Source organism: Necropsobacter massiliensis, assembly GCF_000827595.2.
GTDB lineage: Bacteria > Pseudomonadota > Gammaproteobacteria > Enterobacterales > Pasteurellaceae > Necropsobacter > Necropsobacter massiliensis.
Genome location: NZ_LN776186.1, coordinates 128,194 through 142,836, shown reverse-complemented (window position 1 = coordinate 142,836; position 14,643 = coordinate 128,194). Strand labels below are relative to the sequence as shown.

Annotated in this window: 14 protein-coding genes; 6 read left to right on the top strand and 8 right to left on the bottom strand. The window is 48.7% G+C overall.

All coding sequences use genetic code 11. The features are described 5' to 3' along the window. Nucleotides 1–31: 31 nt before the first annotated feature. The 7 genes from nqrF to BN3349_RS07680 all read right to left on the bottom strand — a co-directional run bounded on the left by nqrF (nucleotide 32) and on the right by BN3349_RS07680 (nucleotide 6,545). On the bottom strand, nucleotides 32–1,255 hold the full coding sequence (nqrF, locus tag BN3349_RS07710; RefSeq protein ID WP_040976755.1) for an NADH:ubiquinone reductase (Na(+)-transporting) subunit F: 1,224 nt from the start codon (nucleotides 1,253–1,255) through the stop codon (nucleotides 32–34). Between the two features lie 15 nt (nucleotides 1,256–1,270). Then, nucleotides 1,271–1,867, bottom strand: coding sequence for an NADH:ubiquinone reductase (Na(+)-transporting) subunit E (gene nqrE, locus BN3349_RS07705; protein ID WP_032093184.1), 597 nt, complete (start codon nucleotides 1,865–1,867; stop codon nucleotides 1,271–1,273). Between the two features lie 3 nt (nucleotides 1,868–1,870). Further along, a complete protein-coding gene (locus BN3349_RS07700; RefSeq protein ID WP_032107901.1) occupies nucleotides 1,871–2,494 on the bottom strand; it encodes an NADH:ubiquinone reductase (Na(+)-transporting) subunit D in 624 nt (207 codons plus the stop codon). Then, the gene (locus tag BN3349_RS07695; protein WP_040976754.1) at nucleotides 2,494–3,267 is read right to left on the bottom strand and encodes a Na(+)-translocating NADH-quinone reductase subunit C; all 774 of its coding nucleotides are present in this window, start codon (nucleotides 3,265–3,267) and stop codon (nucleotides 2,494–2,496) included. Before BN3349_RS07695 ends, BN3349_RS07700 begins: the two co-directional genes overlap by 1 nt. Beyond that, nucleotides 3,260–4,498 (bottom strand): NADH:ubiquinone reductase (Na(+)-transporting) subunit B, encoded by a 1,239-nt coding sequence (locus BN3349_RS07690; protein WP_040976753.1) that lies wholly within the window; start codon nucleotides 4,496–4,498, stop codon nucleotides 3,260–3,262. Before BN3349_RS07690 ends, BN3349_RS07695 begins: the two co-directional genes overlap by 8 nt. A 2-nt stretch (nucleotides 4,499–4,500) precedes the next feature. Beyond that, nucleotides 4,501–5,841, bottom strand: a complete 1,341-nt coding sequence (locus BN3349_RS07685; protein ID WP_040976752.1) for a Na(+)-translocating NADH-quinone reductase subunit A — start codon at nucleotides 5,839–5,841, stop codon at nucleotides 4,501–4,503. 392 nt (nucleotides 5,842–6,233) lie between these two features. Next, nucleotides 6,234–6,545 (bottom strand): BolA family protein, encoded by a 312-nt coding sequence (locus tag BN3349_RS07680; protein WP_040976751.1) that lies wholly within the window; start codon nucleotides 6,543–6,545, stop codon nucleotides 6,234–6,236. Between the two features lie 106 nt (nucleotides 6,546–6,651). On the opposite strand from BN3349_RS07680, the gene BN3349_RS07675 reads away from it, so the two are divergent. Both BN3349_RS07675 and mutS read left to right on the top strand, forming a co-directional pair. Continuing rightward, nucleotides 6,652–7,248, top strand: a complete 597-nt coding sequence (locus BN3349_RS07675) for a YajG family lipoprotein (RefSeq protein WP_040976750.1) — start codon at nucleotides 6,652–6,654, stop codon at nucleotides 7,246–7,248. Between the two features lie 248 nt (nucleotides 7,249–7,496). Beyond that, on the top strand, nucleotides 7,497–10,091 hold the full coding sequence (mutS, locus tag BN3349_RS07670) for a DNA mismatch repair protein MutS (RefSeq protein WP_040976749.1): 2,595 nt from the start codon (nucleotides 7,497–7,499) through the stop codon (nucleotides 10,089–10,091). Between the two features lie 81 nt (nucleotides 10,092–10,172). On the opposite strand, the gene BN3349_RS07665 is transcribed toward mutS, so the two are convergent. After that, nucleotides 10,173–11,792, bottom strand: a complete 1,620-nt coding sequence (locus tag BN3349_RS07665) for a DNA recombination protein RmuC (RefSeq protein WP_040976748.1) — start codon at nucleotides 11,790–11,792, stop codon at nucleotides 10,173–10,175. A 67-nt stretch (nucleotides 11,793–11,859) separates the two neighbouring features. Between BN3349_RS07665 and BN3349_RS07660 the strand changes: the two genes are divergently transcribed. The 4 genes from BN3349_RS07660 (at nucleotide 11,860) to aroE (ending at nucleotide 14,524) form a co-directional block, all read left to right on the top strand. Continuing rightward, a complete protein-coding gene (locus BN3349_RS07660) occupies nucleotides 11,860–12,456 on the top strand; it encodes a Maf family protein (protein ID WP_040976747.1) in 597 nt (198 codons plus the stop codon). Between the two features lie 144 nt (nucleotides 12,457–12,600). After that, nucleotides 12,601–13,149: a DNA topoisomerase family protein gene (locus BN3349_RS07655; RefSeq protein WP_040976746.1), complete on the top strand. Its 549-nt coding sequence runs from the start codon at nucleotides 12,601–12,603 to the stop codon at nucleotides 13,147–13,149. Further along, a complete protein-coding gene (gene tsaC / locus BN3349_RS07650) occupies nucleotides 13,146–13,715 on the top strand; it encodes an L-threonylcarbamoyladenylate synthase type 1 TsaC (protein WP_040976745.1) in 570 nt (189 codons plus the stop codon). Before BN3349_RS07655 ends, tsaC begins: the two co-directional genes overlap by 4 nt. A 2-nt stretch (nucleotides 13,716–13,717) precedes the next feature. Next, complete coding sequence (gene aroE, locus BN3349_RS07645) at nucleotides 13,718–14,524, top strand: shikimate dehydrogenase (RefSeq protein WP_040976744.1); 807 nt, start codon at nucleotides 13,718–13,720, stop codon at nucleotides 14,522–14,524. Nucleotides 14,525–14,643 lie beyond the last annotated feature (119 nt).

The following is a 14,643-nucleotide window of genomic DNA, read 5'->3' as shown; positions in this document are numbered from 1 at the left end:
TCTGACCGCTCTTTTTAAGGTTCGTGGTTTATCAACCGCCGAAATCATCTAATAGGATGTTTTCGTCTTCTACACCCAAGTTTTTCAGCATGCCGATAACCGCGGCATTCATGACCGGCGGTCCACACATGTAATATTCACAGTCTTCTGGCGCTTCATGATTTTTCAGATAATTCTCATACAGCACGTTGTGAATAAAGCCGGTGTAGCCGTCCCAGTTGTCTTCCGGCAACGGATCGGACAACGCCACATGCCAAGTAAAGTTCGGGTTTTCTTCCTGCAATTTATCGAAATCTTCCACATAGAACATTTCGCGTTTGGAACGTGCGCCGTACCAGAACGAAATTTTGCGTTTGGAATGCAGACGTTTTAACTGGTCGAAAATATGCGAACGCATTGGCGCCATACCGGCACCGCCGCCGATAAACACCATTTCTGCATCGGTATCCTTGGCAAAGAATTCGCCAAACGGACCGGAAATCGTTACTTTATCGCCCGGTTTCAGTGACCAGATATAAGAGGACATTTGACCCGGCGGCACATCAGGATTACGCGGAGGCGGTGTAGCGATACGCACGTTCAGCATAATAATGCCCTTTTCCTCCGGATAAGACGCCATGGAGTAAGCCCGGATGATATGCTCGTCCACTTTAGACACATAGCGCCATAAATCATATTTATCCCAGTCTTCGTGATATTCCGCTGGCACATCGAAGTCTTTATAGTAAACCGTATGCGGTTCGGCTTCAATTTGAATATACCCGCCGGCGCGGAACGGCACTTCTTCGCCTTCCGGAATCGCCAGTTTCAGCTCTTTAATGAAAGTGGCTTTGTTATCGTTGGAGATAACGGTACATTCCCATTTTTTCACTCCGAACACTTCTTCCGGCAATTCAATTTTCATGCTGTTCTTCACGTTAACCTGACAGGAAAGGCGATAGCCCTCTTTCGCTTCACGCTTAGAAATATGGGAAAGCTCGGTCGGCAGAATATCGCCACCGCCATCGGTAACTTTTACCACACATTGACCGCAGGAACCACCGCCGCCGCAAGCCGAGGACACAAAGATACCTTTGCTTGCCAGCGCACCTAATAATTTACCACCGGCAGGCAGGCTGATCGCTTTGCTCGGATCGTTATTGATTTCAATTGTAATGTCACCGCTGTTTACCAGTTTGGATTTAGCGAATAGGATAATCACCGCTAAAACCAACACGATCACCGTGAACATCGCAATACCAAGAGTAATTTCCATTGTCTATCCCCTTTCTTACAACTGAATACCTGAGAACGACATAAAGCCGAGCGCCATCAGACCTACGGTGATAAAGGTGATCCCTAAACCGCGCAGACCGGCCGGTACATCGGCATATTTCATTTTCTCAGTAATCCCTGCCAGTGCCACAATCGCCAGCATCCAGCCAGTACCTGCGCCAATGCCGTACACAACCGATTCGGCGAAATTATAATCGCGCTGTACCATAAAAGATACGCCACCGAAGATTGCGCAGTTTACGGTGATCAGCGGTAAGAAAATCCCCAATGCGTTGTACAAAGCGGGGAAAAACTTATCCAACACCATTTCCAGAATCTGCACTAACGCAGCGATCACCCCGATAAAGGTAATGAAGTTCAGGAAACTTAAGTCAATGCCTTCTACCAACGCACTGTCTTTAAGAATTAAAGAATACACCAGTTGGTTCACCGGTACGGAAATGCCCAATACCACAATCACCGCAATCCCTAAGCCGAACGCGGTGGACACCTTTTTCGACACCGCCAGAAACGTACACATTCCGAGGAAGAAAGACAGCGCCATATTTTCGATAAATACGGATTTAACAAATAAGCTAATATAATGTTCCATCGATTATTTCTCCACCTGTTCCGGTTTCCACGTTCTTAAACCCCAGATTAAGAAACCAATGATAAAGAATGCGCTCGGCGCAAGTAAGAACAGACCGTTAGTCTGATACCAGCCACCGTCCTGAAGAGTTTGAAAGACGGTCATACCGAATAACTTACCGGAACCGATTAATTCACGAATAAAGGCGACAGTCACCAAAATAGCGCCGTACCCCAAACCGTTGCCGATGCCGTCTACAAAACTTTCCACCGGCGCCGATTTCATCGCGAATGCTTCCGCACGTCCCATTACGATACAGTTGGTAATAATCAAACCGACGAAAACGGATAATTGTTTTGATAAATCATAGGCATAAGCGCGCAGAATCTGATCCACCAAAATAACCAGCGAGGCGATGATCGCCATCTGCACGATAATACGGATACTGTTCGGTATATAGTTACGGATTAACGAGATAAAGAAACTCGAAAACGCCGTAACCAAACTTACCGCGATTGCCATTACCACGGCGGTTTCAAGTTTCGTCGTTACCGCCAGCGCAGAACAGATACCTAAAATCTGTAATGCGATCGGGTTGTTATCAATTACCGGTGAGAACAATAACTTTTTAAGATTTGAACCAGCCATCAGTTAGCCCCCGCTTTTAATTTTGCCAAATACGGACCGAATCCTTTCTGACCCAACCAGAATTTAAAGGAATTATTCACCCCGTTACTGGTTAAGGTCGAACCGGAGATCGCATCAATGCCGTGTTCTTTATTGGATGCAGCACCTTTGCCGACAAATAATGCCGCCTTATCGCCGTCAAATAATTTCTTACCGGCGAATTGCGCCTGCCAGCGCGGATTTTCAATTTCACCGCCCAATCCCGGCGTTTCACCATGCTCGTAATAAGTAATACCGTTGACGGTATTGCCATCCGGCTGGACGGACAGAAAACCATACATGGTTGACCATAAGCCGCGCCCGTAAATCGGCAATACGACCTGTGAAACCTGCCCGTCACCACCTTTGACCAAATACACTTCCGCCAGATTAGCGCGGTTGCGGATGCCGGCCTGATCCTCTTCGGCGGAAAGCGCCTGACTTTGTTTCGGATCTTTCACTGCCGCTTTAGCATCAAAGTTAGCCGGGCAATCAGTGTAATCACCGCTATCCAACTCAACGCAGCGGGCTTCAATATTTTTAGCGAAAATCTCTTTGATTTGCCCGGTTTTGGTATCCGCTTTTAATAAACCGGCGACACTGAGAATATTCTTTTGTTTATCAAGTTGTTTTTGTTCTTCCTGAGTCGGTTTCAGCAATACCGCCGAACCCGCTACAATAACGGAACAAACCAAACTTAGCAGCACAACAACCGAGATTGTTCCGCCGATACTGTCTTTATTAAATTTAGCCATTGCGTGCTCTCCGACGTTTAATATTTGCCTGAACTACAATGTAGTCGAATAACGGCGCAAACAGGTTAGCGAATAAAATAGCCAACATCATGCCTTCCGGATATGCCGGATTTACTACACGGATAAGCACCGCCATAACACCGATCAAGGCACCGTACCACCATTTACCTTTATTGGTGAATGCGGCGGAAACAGGATCGGTTGCCATAAACAACATACCTAAGGCAAAACCGCCTAACACCAAATGCCAGTACCACGGCATAGCAAATAGCGGATTAGTGGCTGAGCCGATAACATTAAACAAGGTTGAAGTGGCGATCATACCGATCATCACACCGGCGATAATCCGCCAAGATGCGATGCGGGCGACCACAATAACCAGCGCTCCGATTAACAGCGCAAAGGTGGACACTTCGCCGATAGAACCCGGCAGGTTACCTAAAAAGGCATCCATCCAAGTAATCGGCTGCCCAGTCGCAACATGTTTTAATGCCGCCTCACCGCCGCTTGCCCATTGAGACAATGCGGTAGCGCCGGAAAAGCCGTCGGCGGCAACCCATACCATATCGCCGGAAATCTGTGCCGGATATGCGAAGAATAAAAACGCACGCCCCGCTAGCGCCGGGTTCATAAAGTTTTTACCAACACCGCCGAACACCTCTTTCGCCACCACGACACCGAAGGTCGTCGCCAGTGCCGCCTGCCATAACGGCAATGTCGGCGGTACGATTAACGCCAACAGAATGGAGGTGACGAAAAACCCTTCGTTGACTTCATGTTTACGCACCATGGCAAACAGGACTTCCCAGAAACCGCCAACCAAAAAGACGACCAAATAAATCGGTAGGAAGAAAATCGCTCCCAGCGCCATTTTTGCCAGCACCCCGGCATCCGATGTAACCAGACCCAGCGCATTGGCTAAAGCAAAATGCCAGTCGCTAACCACACTTTGCGCCAGATTCTGCGCGAAATCGCCGACATTCAACGCAGCAATCGCCTGTTCTCCGACATTGAACATACCGTAGAACATCGCCGGAAACAATGCCAGCCAGACCAATACCATCATGCGTTTCGAATCCAACGCATCGCGGATATGGGACGCTTTTGTCGTTACCGTACCCGGCGTATATAAAAATGTCGCCGTCGCTTCGTATAATGCGAACCACTTTTCATATTTACCGCCCGGTAAAAATGCAGGTTCCATTTTCTCTAAAAGATGTTTTAAACCCATTTTTAACCTTCCTTCTCGATCTTATCCAGCGCTGCGCGCAGCATCGGGCCGTATTCATTTTTACCCGGACAAACGAACGTGCATAACGCCAGATCCTCTTCGTCCAGCTCCAAACAACCTAATGCCTGCGCACTGTCCGTATCGCCTGCGGCTAAATCACGCAGCAATAATGTCGGAATAATATCCAACGGCATTACCCGCTCATAAGCGCCAATCGGCACCATTGCGCGATGACCGCCGTTCAAGGCGGAAGTAAAGTTAAACAACTTATGTCCGAAATGACCTAATACGGTGCGGGTGATTGAGAATTTATTCGCGCCCGGCATAATCCAGCCCAAAAACTCTTTATCACGGCCCTCGGCAATCACCGACACCTGCAACGCATAGCGCCCCAGATAATCTACCGGGCCGGCAGCAGTATGACCGCTTAACACAGAACCGGAAATCACACGATTTTCACCGTCTTTCAATTCATTTGCAGTGAGTTGATCCAGTCTGGCGCCAAGTCGAGTGTAAATCAGACGGGGATTTTTCACCTGCGGGCCGGCTAACGCCACCACCCGACCGGTATATAGTTCGCCGCTGGTAAATAATTTACCGATAGCAATAACATCTTGATAATTAATATACCAAACCGATTTGGCGGCGCCGACTGGGTCAATGAAATGAATATGCGTACCGCTTAGCCCGGCCGGATGCGGACCACTGAAATCATGTACCGCCAGATTCGGCAACTCGACAGTCGGAATGCTGCTGCCAGCGGCTTTACAGAGGTGTAATTTGCCCTCATGCAGCCGACTTAATACGGTCAGCCCGTTGGTAAAGTCCTGTTCGTGTTCTTTTAACACCACTTCCGGATTTGCCGCTAGCGGATTGGTATCCATGGCGTTGACAAAAATCGAGGCGGGTACCGCATCAACCGCCGGAATTTTACTGAACGGACGGGTACGAAGTGCGGTCCATAAACCCGAAGTTTGCAGATTTTGACGAACCTGTTCGGCGCTCAGCGTATTCAGCTCGGCGGCGGAATATTTAGCGAAAGTGATTTGTTCATCACCTGCAATTTGAATTACTACGGATTGTAATACTCGCTTGGCACCGCGATTAATCGCGCTGACGGTTCCGCTTGCCGGCGCGGTGAAAAGCACGCCGGGATTCTTTTTATCTTCAAAAAGCACCTGACCTTTTTTCACCACATCGCCTTCCCGCACCTTCATGGAAGGACGCATTCCCACATATTCTTCGCCAAGCAAGGCAACTTCGGTAACGGTGTTACCGCTACGGATTACTTGTTCCGGACTTCCCGCAATAGGAAGATCCAAGCCTTTTTTAATCGTAATCATATTGTTTGCACTACTTTTCGTTAGATTAAAAATACAGTTACCGCACTTTTATCGCTTAACGGTCAAAAGGCGGCAACCTCGTCTTGAGTAATGATTTTCAGAGCTATCCGGACTATCTGCAAACATGACAAAATAGTAATAATAGTTCTCCAACCATATAAAATTTAAAACTCAAATTCTGTTGTGTCGAGCGTCTATTTTGTGAACAAAATATAACGTTAAAATTTCGTAAAAATTAGCGACTCATTTTAACCAAATAATAAAGTTCATTCCACTTAAGCACGGCATTTTTCAGTGTTTTTGCGAAAAAAAAATAGAATACTTGCCAAAAATCAACTTTTCATCTCACGAAAAAATCCTGCCGTACCGACAATGAGGTAGCCGACTGCGCATTACTGCCCGACGCCAGCGCAATTGGTAGACGGTGGAATCTGACAGTTTAGATTTTCCCATTCCGACGGACTGTAAGTATGTAATGCCAGCGCATGAATGCCGTTTTGTAAATCCGCCGCCAGCAATTGATAAATACGGCGGTGACGCGCAACTTTCGGCATGCTGGCAAATAACGCACTGACAAGCACGATCTTAAAATGCGACTCACCGCCGCGCCCCGAACTGTGACGATGACTTTCGTTTTCAATGTGCAAAAAGTGCGGTGCAAATTCGGCATGAATTTTAGCCTCGAGTTCCTGTTGTTTGGACATCTTATTTCCTTAATAAATTTTTGCTGCTTTTCGCGCCCAGAGACTATACATTAGACGGGAAGTTTGCAAGAATAACAGTCACTTTTTTTGACTATTGAGGTGAATTATGGGTTTTAAAAAACTTTCCGCCGCCGTATTCATAGCCGGCGCGGTGCTACTGAGCGCCTGCCAAAGCCAACCGAGCAGTACATTACGTTTCACGCCGCCGGCACCGACGACGCAGTTTAACGCAGCAAACCAGAATGCGGTGCTGAATGTCGCAACGCGTGATGCGCGTACACAACCTGAAATATCCAGTTATGTAATCGACGGCAACGTGTTTAAACTGTTTGCCGAACCGACCGTGACCCAACTGTTTGATCAGGTAATCAAACAGGATTTGAATGCCAAAGGCTTCCGCATTGCCGCCACGCCGGCGCAATCTAACAGCAACGTATTGGTCGACGTGACGAATTTTTATGCCAAAGTCGAACAGGGCAATTTGCGTTATAAAATCGATTCCAGCATACAGCTGAATGTACAGGTACAGGGCGCCAAAGGACAATTTACCAAGAAAATCGGCGGTACCAGAACGCAAGAAGGTGCGTTCAGTGCGAAAAACGACGAAATTCAGAAAGTGTTAAACCAAACCTTCTCTGAGGTGGTACAGGCGATTTATCGCGATCAGGAAATCGCCGCGGCGATTAACAAATTCAGCCATTAACCGCCCATCAATGTTGCATTGATCGCTGTGTCAAACGGTGATCAATGCTTTTAGTGCACAGCATTTTCCTTATCTACCGACCACAAAGATTGATTATACATTTCAGTTATCAGTGGCTTTTTTATTGCGCTGCCCATACAATAATTCGATTATCGTTTAGCGTATTCTACCGCTCAATCAAGGTTCGTTATAAAATCGCAGCGCGCCGAAAATAATCGGACAATCAAATAATAAAAACGGATAACTTAATGAAATTAGACAAAAATACTGATCAGCATACGCCAATGATGCAGCAATACCTTCGTTTGAAAGCAGAAAATCCCGATATTCTTCTGTTTTATCGCATGGGCGATTTTTACGAACTGTTTTACGATGACGCCAAAAAAGCGGCGGCGTTGCTGGATATTTCACTGACTAAACGCGGACAATCAGCAGGACAGCCGATTCCTATGGCGGGCGTGCCTTATCACGCGGTGGAAGGCTATCTGGCAAAACTGGTGCAGCTCGGCGAAAGTGTGGCGATTTGTGAACAAATCGGTGATCCGGCCACAGCGAAAGGACCAGTGGAACGCCAAATCGTGCGCGTAGTCACCCCCGGTACAGTAAGCGACGAAGCGCTCCTGCCGGAACGGCAGGACAACCTGATCGCGGCGGTATATCAAGAAAAAGAACGCTTCGGTCTGGCCACATTGGATATGACCTCTGGGCGTTTTCAGCTCAGCGAGCCAGACTCCAAACAGAGCCTACAGGCAGAATTACAGCGGATTCAGCCGGTCGAGTTGCTATATTGCGAAGATTTTGCCGAGATGTCGCTGATTGAACAGGCAAAAGGTTTACGTCGTCGCCCGATTTGGGAATTTGAATTAAAAACCGCCGTCCAGCAATTAAACCGCCAATTCGGCACCAACGATCTGCGCGGTTTCGGCGTAGAAAACGCACTGCTGGGACTGTGTGCTGCTGGCTGTCTGCTGCAATACGCACGGGAAACCCAACGCACCGCGTTGCCGCACATTCAATCTATCAGCCTGCTGCAAAACAGCGATAACATTCAGTTAGATGCCGCGACTCGGCGCAATCTGGAACTGACCCAAAATCTTGCCGGCGGTACGGACAATACGCTGGCATCGGTGCTGGATAAATGCGTCACTCCGATGGGCAGCCGTCTGATTAAACGCTGGATTCATCAACCGATTCGCGATATCGACAAACTACGCCAGCGCCAACAAAAAATTAGTGCCATTTTACAACAGGATCTGATCAGCGAATTGCAGCCGCATTTGCAGCAGGTCGGCGACATGGAACGGATTCTGGCACGCATTGCGCTGCGTTCTGCGCGCCCGCGCGATTTAACCCGCCTGCGCGCTGCGCTGGAACAAATTCCCTCTCTCAAACAATTGCTACAAGGCGAAAGTTGTCAAATTTTGACCGCACTTTCACAACAAATAGACGATTTTTCAGCACAATTAGATTTACTACAACGGGCAATTATTGATAATCCGCCGCTGCTCATTCGCGACGGCGGCGTAATCGCCACCGGTTATCACGCCGAACTGGACGAATGGCGTTCGCTGGCCGAGGGCGCCACGCAATATTTGGAAGATCTGGAAAAACGGGAACGGGAAACAACCGGCATCGATACGCTGAAAATCGGCTTTAACGCCGTACACGGCTATTATATTCAAATCAGTCAGGGGCAGACGCACAAAGCGCCGATTCATTACGTTCGCCGTCAAACCCTGAAAAATGCCGAGCGTTACATTATTCCCGAGCTGAAAACCTACGAAGATAAAGTGCTTAAAGCCAAAGGCGCCTCTCTGGCGCTGGAAAAACAGCTTTACGAAGAAATTTTCGACCAATTATTACCGCACTTGGGCGCATTACAGCGCGCCGGGCTGGCGCTGGCGGAGCTGGATGTGTTAACCAATCTGGCAGAACGGGCGCAAACGCTGAATTATGTGCCACCCCAGTTCAGCGAACAGATCGGCATCAATATTCAACAAGGGCGTCATCCGGTGGTGGAACAGGTGCTGAAAGCGCCTTTTATCGCCAATCCCGTGCAGTTGGACGGTTCGCGCCATTTACTGATTATCACTGGTCCGAATATGGGCGGGAAAAGTACCTATATGCGCCAAACCGCACTGATTACTTTAATGGCGTATATGGGCAGTTTCGTGCCAGCGGAAAGCGCGCTTATCGGTCCGATTGATCGTATATTTACCCGCATCGGCGCCTCCGACGATCTGGCATCTGGGCGTTCGACATTTATGGTGGAAATGACCGAAATGGCGAATATTTTGCATCAAGCCGGCGCTCACAGTTTAGTGCTGATTGACGAAATCGGGCGTGGCACATCCACCTACGACGGCTTATCCCTTGCTTGGGCATGTGCGGAATGGTTGGCAACACAGCGCCGCTCGCTGACCTTATTCGCCACCCATTATTTTGAACTGACCGTATTGCCGCAACAGCTACCCGGCACTGCCAACATTCACCTCGACGCCCTGGAACACAACGACACTATCGCCTTTATGCACAGCGTGCAAGACGGAGCAGCCAGCAAAAGTTACGGGCTTGCCGTCGCCGCGCTGGCAGGCGTGCCGCAGCCGGTGATTAAACTGGCGAAACAAAAACTCAAACAGCTGGAAAAACTCTCGCTGCAAAACAGCAGCCTCGAGCCGCGTGCAGTGCTGACCGACCAACATACACAGGGCGAACTTGCTTTAATGGAAGAAGACGAATGCCAACACGCCGTACTGGCAATGCTGGAAAAACTGGATCCCGACGACATGAGCCCCAAACAGGCACTGACGTATTTATACCAGCTGAAGAAAATGGTTGAGTAAACGAACTCGCTAAAAAGCATAACAAAATGATATTGTTATGCTTTTTATTAGTTAAGTGACATTCATCGCTTGGCGGGAAGATCAACCGCCCGATTCCGCCGTTTCATCCTCGGCTTTTATAGCTATCAATTTTTCCACTTCCAAATCATGATGCAGCAGCGCCACGTCCGGCAACGTTTTGGTGGCTTTGGCGGATAGATCCTTAAACCGTCCAACTTTGCCCGCCAGACCTTGCTGCCCCACCAGTGCGGTGACGGTGCTGTTATAATGCGTGCTGACGGTGGCAAGCGTGCTGCCCAGCTTTGCTAGACGCTCCGCCACCAAACAGATTTGATTATAAATCTCGCCGGCTTTTTCGCTGATTTCTTTCGCCTCCCGATTGCCGCGCTCAATGCGCCACAGGTTCGCCACCGTACGCAAAATCGGCATCAGAGTGGTATGGGAAACCATGATCACATTTTTTTCATAGCCGTAATTAAACAGGGTGCCGTCTATTTGCAGCGCTTCGATATAAGCCGGCTCCAGCGCAATAAACATCAGCACGAAATTCGGGCTGCGCATGCCGATCAGGTTGCTGTAATCCTTATGCGACAAATCATCAATATGATGGCGCAGGGCTTTAATATGTTCACGCAGAAAATGCTGCCGTTTGCTTTCATCTTCGGTGTTGACCGCACTTTCATACGCCACCAACGACATTTTACTGTCGATAATAATATGTTTATCGTCGGGCAAATTCAGGATGAAATCTGGATAATTATGCTTGCCCTGCGCATCTTTGAAATGCGCCTGCGCGCTGTAATGGGCATGTTTAACTAACCCTGCCAGCTGTAGCGCCCGTTCAAGTTGCACCTCGCCCCAGTTGCCCAGCGTTTTTTTCTCACCTTTCAGCGCCGAAGTCAGATTATTGGCCTCTTGCGACATAGCCAACCCGACCTGCAACACTTTTTTGATTTCCGCCTCCAATCCCGCGTTGCCTTTCACGGCTTCGGAATGAATTTCATTAACCCGTTTTTGAAAGCCCTCAATTTGCTCCCGAAACGGTTTTAGCAGGCTGTCTAGCGCCGATTGGTTGCTTTGACTGAAACTGCGGCTTTTCTCCTCTAAAATCCGGTTCGCCAGATTCTGAAATTCGACACCAAGCTGCTGTTTGGTCTGATTAAAATTCTGCTGCTGTTCGGCGAAGTGCTTTTCTTTTTCCGTTAGACTGGTTTTCAGTGCCGTCAATTCACGCAAAAGTGCGGTGCTTTTTTCGTTTAAATCGAAATATTCCCGCTCTTTGCGCGCCAAACTGTCACGGCTTTGCTCAAGCTGCCGACTTAAACTGTCCGCTTGCGCCCGGGCTGCGCCAAAACGCTCATTTAACGCGGTAATATGGGCGGCGACGGTTTCATGCCGGGCTTGCTCTTGGTCTAGTTCTTGTTGCAGATATGCGATTTTGTCATCCCGCTCCAGCAAGCGTACCTGCAATCCGTCGGCGGTGGTCTGCGCTTTAATCAGCCCTTGTTCCGACAACATTTTTTGCTGCGACAGCTGCTCATATTTTTCCAGTAACTGATTGTAATCATTAATATTTTTATTTAAATCCTGTTGTAGGCGCTGAATTTCCTGTTTACGCCGGATGCAGATAAACAACAACACCAAGCCCAGCAAAACACACAGCAGCGCCGCTAACCATTGATTCTGAGTAAATTCAAGCATAGCTATTCCTTATTTTGCCGCTTAAGTATAAACTAATTTCTTTTTGAATAAACCGCCAACTGATTTTATGTCAACCACTCAGCTTTATCTTGCCTCCAACAGTCCGCGCCGCTTACAGCTGCTGCAACAGCTCGGATTGCAGGTCGAGGTTTTCAGCGCCGAAACGGACGAAACCCCGTTCAGCGGCGAATGCCCGTCCGCTTATGTGCTGCGCATGGCGCAACAAAAAAACAGCGCCGCGCTGGCACTGTGGCAAAAACAGCGACAAAAACCACCGCACTTACCGTTTCTGTCCGCCGATACTATCGTGGTGGCGGAAGGGCGGATTCTCGGCAAACCGCGTAACGAGGCGCATGCCGTGCAAATGCTGGCAAGCCTGTCTGCGCGCAGCCATCAGGTAATAACCGCTGTCTGCCTATTTCATCAAGGTCAGCGGCATTGCCTCACGCAAATCAGCCGGGTATGCTTTAAGGCGCTGACGGAAGATGAAATTCGGCGCTATGTTGCCAGCAAAGAACCGCTGGATAAAGCGGGCGCCTATGGCATTCAGGGCATGGGCGGCGTTTTTGTCCACCATATTGAAGGCAGTTTTACCGGCATTATGGGGCTGCCGGTATTTGAAACCGCACAGCTGTTATGTCATGCGGGCATACTGCTGCCATGAAAACGACACATTGTCGATACGTTGCTTTCCTGTGTATTGTCGCTTAAAATTGCTGACGGTAAAAGCAAAAACGGTACGCCGGCGCCAACATAGACGGCTTATCGGCGACACCTAACCAACCCAATTTTGATACCGGAACGCCTTATGAACAACAGTCTTTTTCAACCAACCAAACAGACCGAGCGTTGCCCGCAGTGCGGTTCACCGCTGGTGATGAAAAAAGGCAAAAAAGGCTTGTTTTTAGGTTGCAGCCATTATCCGCACTGCGATTACCTCAAACCCTTACATCCGCAACATGAAAATAAAATCATTAAATCGTTGACTCAGCGCTGCCCGCAGTGCGGTCACTGGTTACAGTTAAAACAAGGCAGTTACGGCATGTTTATCGGTTGCAGCAACTATCCACAATGTCATTTCGTGGTACAAGAAGAAACTCCGCCGCCGCAACAGGCAATCGGTTGCCCGGCATGCGGGCAGGGTAATTTAGTGCCGAGACGCGGACGGCAGGGAAAAATATTCTACGGTTGCAGCCGATACCCGAAGTGTAAATTCACTTTAGCCGACCAACCTTATGCTATCACTTGTCCGGCATGTGGCGGACAGGTGTGTAGCTTAAAAAAAGAAAGCGAAACCCACCGCACTTGGCAATGCGCTGCACGCGGCTGCCGGCATATTTTTGAAACAGCATTATGAACACACAACAACAATCCAATGTTCAATTTATTGTTGAACAACTCAAACAAAATCAGGTTGTCGCTTATCCCACCGAAGCCGTATTCGGTCTGGGCTGCAATCCGCTCAGTGAAAGTGCGGTAAAAAAATTACTGGTTTTAAAGCAACGCCCTGTGGAAAAAGGCTTGATTTTAGTCGCACCAGCCTTGAGTTATCTACAACCTTTTATCAATATTAATCAGCTCAACGCCAGCCAGCTACAGCGCCTCAACACCCGTTATGAGCGCCCGACCACCTGGCTGGTTCCTGCCGCGCCCGCTGTGCCGACATATTTAACCGGACGGTTCGACAGTATTGCAATCCGTCTGTGCCAACATGAAGCGGTGCGCTTGTTGTGCGAACAAACCGGCTTTGCGCTAACCTCCACCAGTGCCAATTTAAGCGGACTGCCGCCCTGCCGAAGTGCGCAGGCGGTTAAAACACAGTTCGGGGCGGATTTTCCAGTGTTAGAAATGGCAATCGGACAGGCGAAAAATCCGTCGGAAATTCGTGATCTGCTGACCGATCAATTGATCAGACAAGGATAATTATGGATAAATACGCGGTTTGGGGTAACCCGATTGCACAAAGCAAATCCCCGCAAATTCACCGGCTGTTCGCCAAACAATGTCATCAACAATTGGAATATACGGCAAGGCTGGGCGATTTACAGCAATTTGAACGCCAACTCAGCGACTTTTTTGCCGCCGGTGCACAGGGCTGCAATATCACCGCACCGTTTAAAGAACGGGCATTTCAGCTGGCGGATTGCCACAGCGAACGCTGTCTGAGTGCTGGCGCCTGCAACACGCTGAAAAAACAGGCGGACGGCAGCCTCTATGCCGATAACACCGACGGCGCCGGTTTGGTTAGCGACTTGCAGCGTTTAAACCTGCTGAAAGCGCATCAATCGGTGCTGATTTTAGGTGCTGGCGGTGCTGCCAAAGGCGTGCTGTTACCATTATTACAGGCGCGCCAGCAACTGACCGTCGCAAACCGCACCTTAAGCAAAGCACAAGCACTGGCGGAAAATTTTGCCCGTTACGGTACAATTCAGGCATTAGCGATAAATGCCATCCCGCTGCAACAATTTGATTTGATCATCAACGCCACGTCTTTAGGTCTACAAGGCAAAACCGTAGATATTGAGGCGCGGATTGTGCAGCAAGCCGGTGCGGTTTACGATATGCAATACGCCAAAGAGGCAGATACGCCATTTCTTGCGTGGTGCAAAAGTCTCGGCGTGCAACATTGCCATGACGGATTCGGTATGTTGCTCGGACAGGCGGCACATTCCTTTTACGTGTGGCGCGGCGTTATGCCAGATATTAATCCGCTGCTGAATCATTTCTGCTAAAACCTCAAATAATTGATCAATTGTTGCGAAAATAGCGAATAAAATACGCTTTTTTATCCCTAGCGTTTTATTCGGCGGTTTTCGCAGTTTTTAGCAAGATAAATTAATTTATTAAAAAA

What these genes read in the sequence shown, in the direction of transcription:
- nqrF (WP_040976755.1), bottom strand. Translation starts at nt 1,255, where the DNA reads ATGGAAATTACTCTTGGTATTGCGATGTTCACGGTGATCGTGTTGGTT.
- nqrE (WP_032093184.1), bottom strand. Translation starts at nt 1,867, where the DNA reads ATGGAACATTATATTAGCTTATTTGTTAAATCCGTATTTATCGAAAAT.
- BN3349_RS07700 (WP_032107901.1), bottom strand. Translation starts at nt 2,494, where the DNA reads ATGGCTGGTTCAAATCTTAAAAAGTTATTGTTCTCACCGGTAATTGAT.
- BN3349_RS07695 (WP_040976754.1), bottom strand. Translation starts at nt 3,267, where the DNA reads ATGGCTAAATTTAATAAAGACAGTATCGGCGGAACAATCTCGGTTGTT.
- BN3349_RS07690 (WP_040976753.1), bottom strand. Translation starts at nt 4,498, where the DNA reads ATGGGTTTAAAACATCTTTTAGAGAAAATGGAACCTGCATTTTTACCG.
- BN3349_RS07685 (WP_040976752.1), bottom strand. Translation starts at nt 5,841, where the DNA reads ATGATTACGATTAAAAAAGGCTTGGATCTTCCTATTGCGGGAAGTCCG.
- BN3349_RS07680 (WP_040976751.1), bottom strand. Translation starts at nt 6,545, where the DNA reads ATGTCCAAACAACAGGAACTCGAGGCTAAAATTCATGCCGAATTTGCA.
- BN3349_RS07675 (WP_040976750.1), top strand. Translation starts at nt 6,652, where the DNA reads ATGGGTTTTAAAAAACTTTCCGCCGCCGTATTCATAGCCGGCGCGGTG.
- mutS (WP_040976749.1), top strand. Translation starts at nt 7,497, where the DNA reads ATGAAATTAGACAAAAATACTGATCAGCATACGCCAATGATGCAGCAA.
- BN3349_RS07665 (WP_040976748.1), bottom strand. Translation starts at nt 11,792, where the DNA reads ATGCTTGAATTTACTCAGAATCAATGGTTAGCGGCGCTGCTGTGTGTT.
- BN3349_RS07660 (WP_040976747.1), top strand. Translation starts at nt 11,860, where the DNA reads ATGTCAACCACTCAGCTTTATCTTGCCTCCAACAGTCCGCGCCGCTTA.
- BN3349_RS07655 (WP_040976746.1), top strand. Translation starts at nt 12,601, where the DNA reads ATGAACAACAGTCTTTTTCAACCAACCAAACAGACCGAGCGTTGCCCG.
- tsaC (WP_040976745.1), top strand. Translation starts at nt 13,146, where the DNA reads ATGAACACACAACAACAATCCAATGTTCAATTTATTGTTGAACAACTC.
- aroE (WP_040976744.1), top strand. Translation starts at nt 13,718, where the DNA reads ATGGATAAATACGCGGTTTGGGGTAACCCGATTGCACAAAGCAAATCC.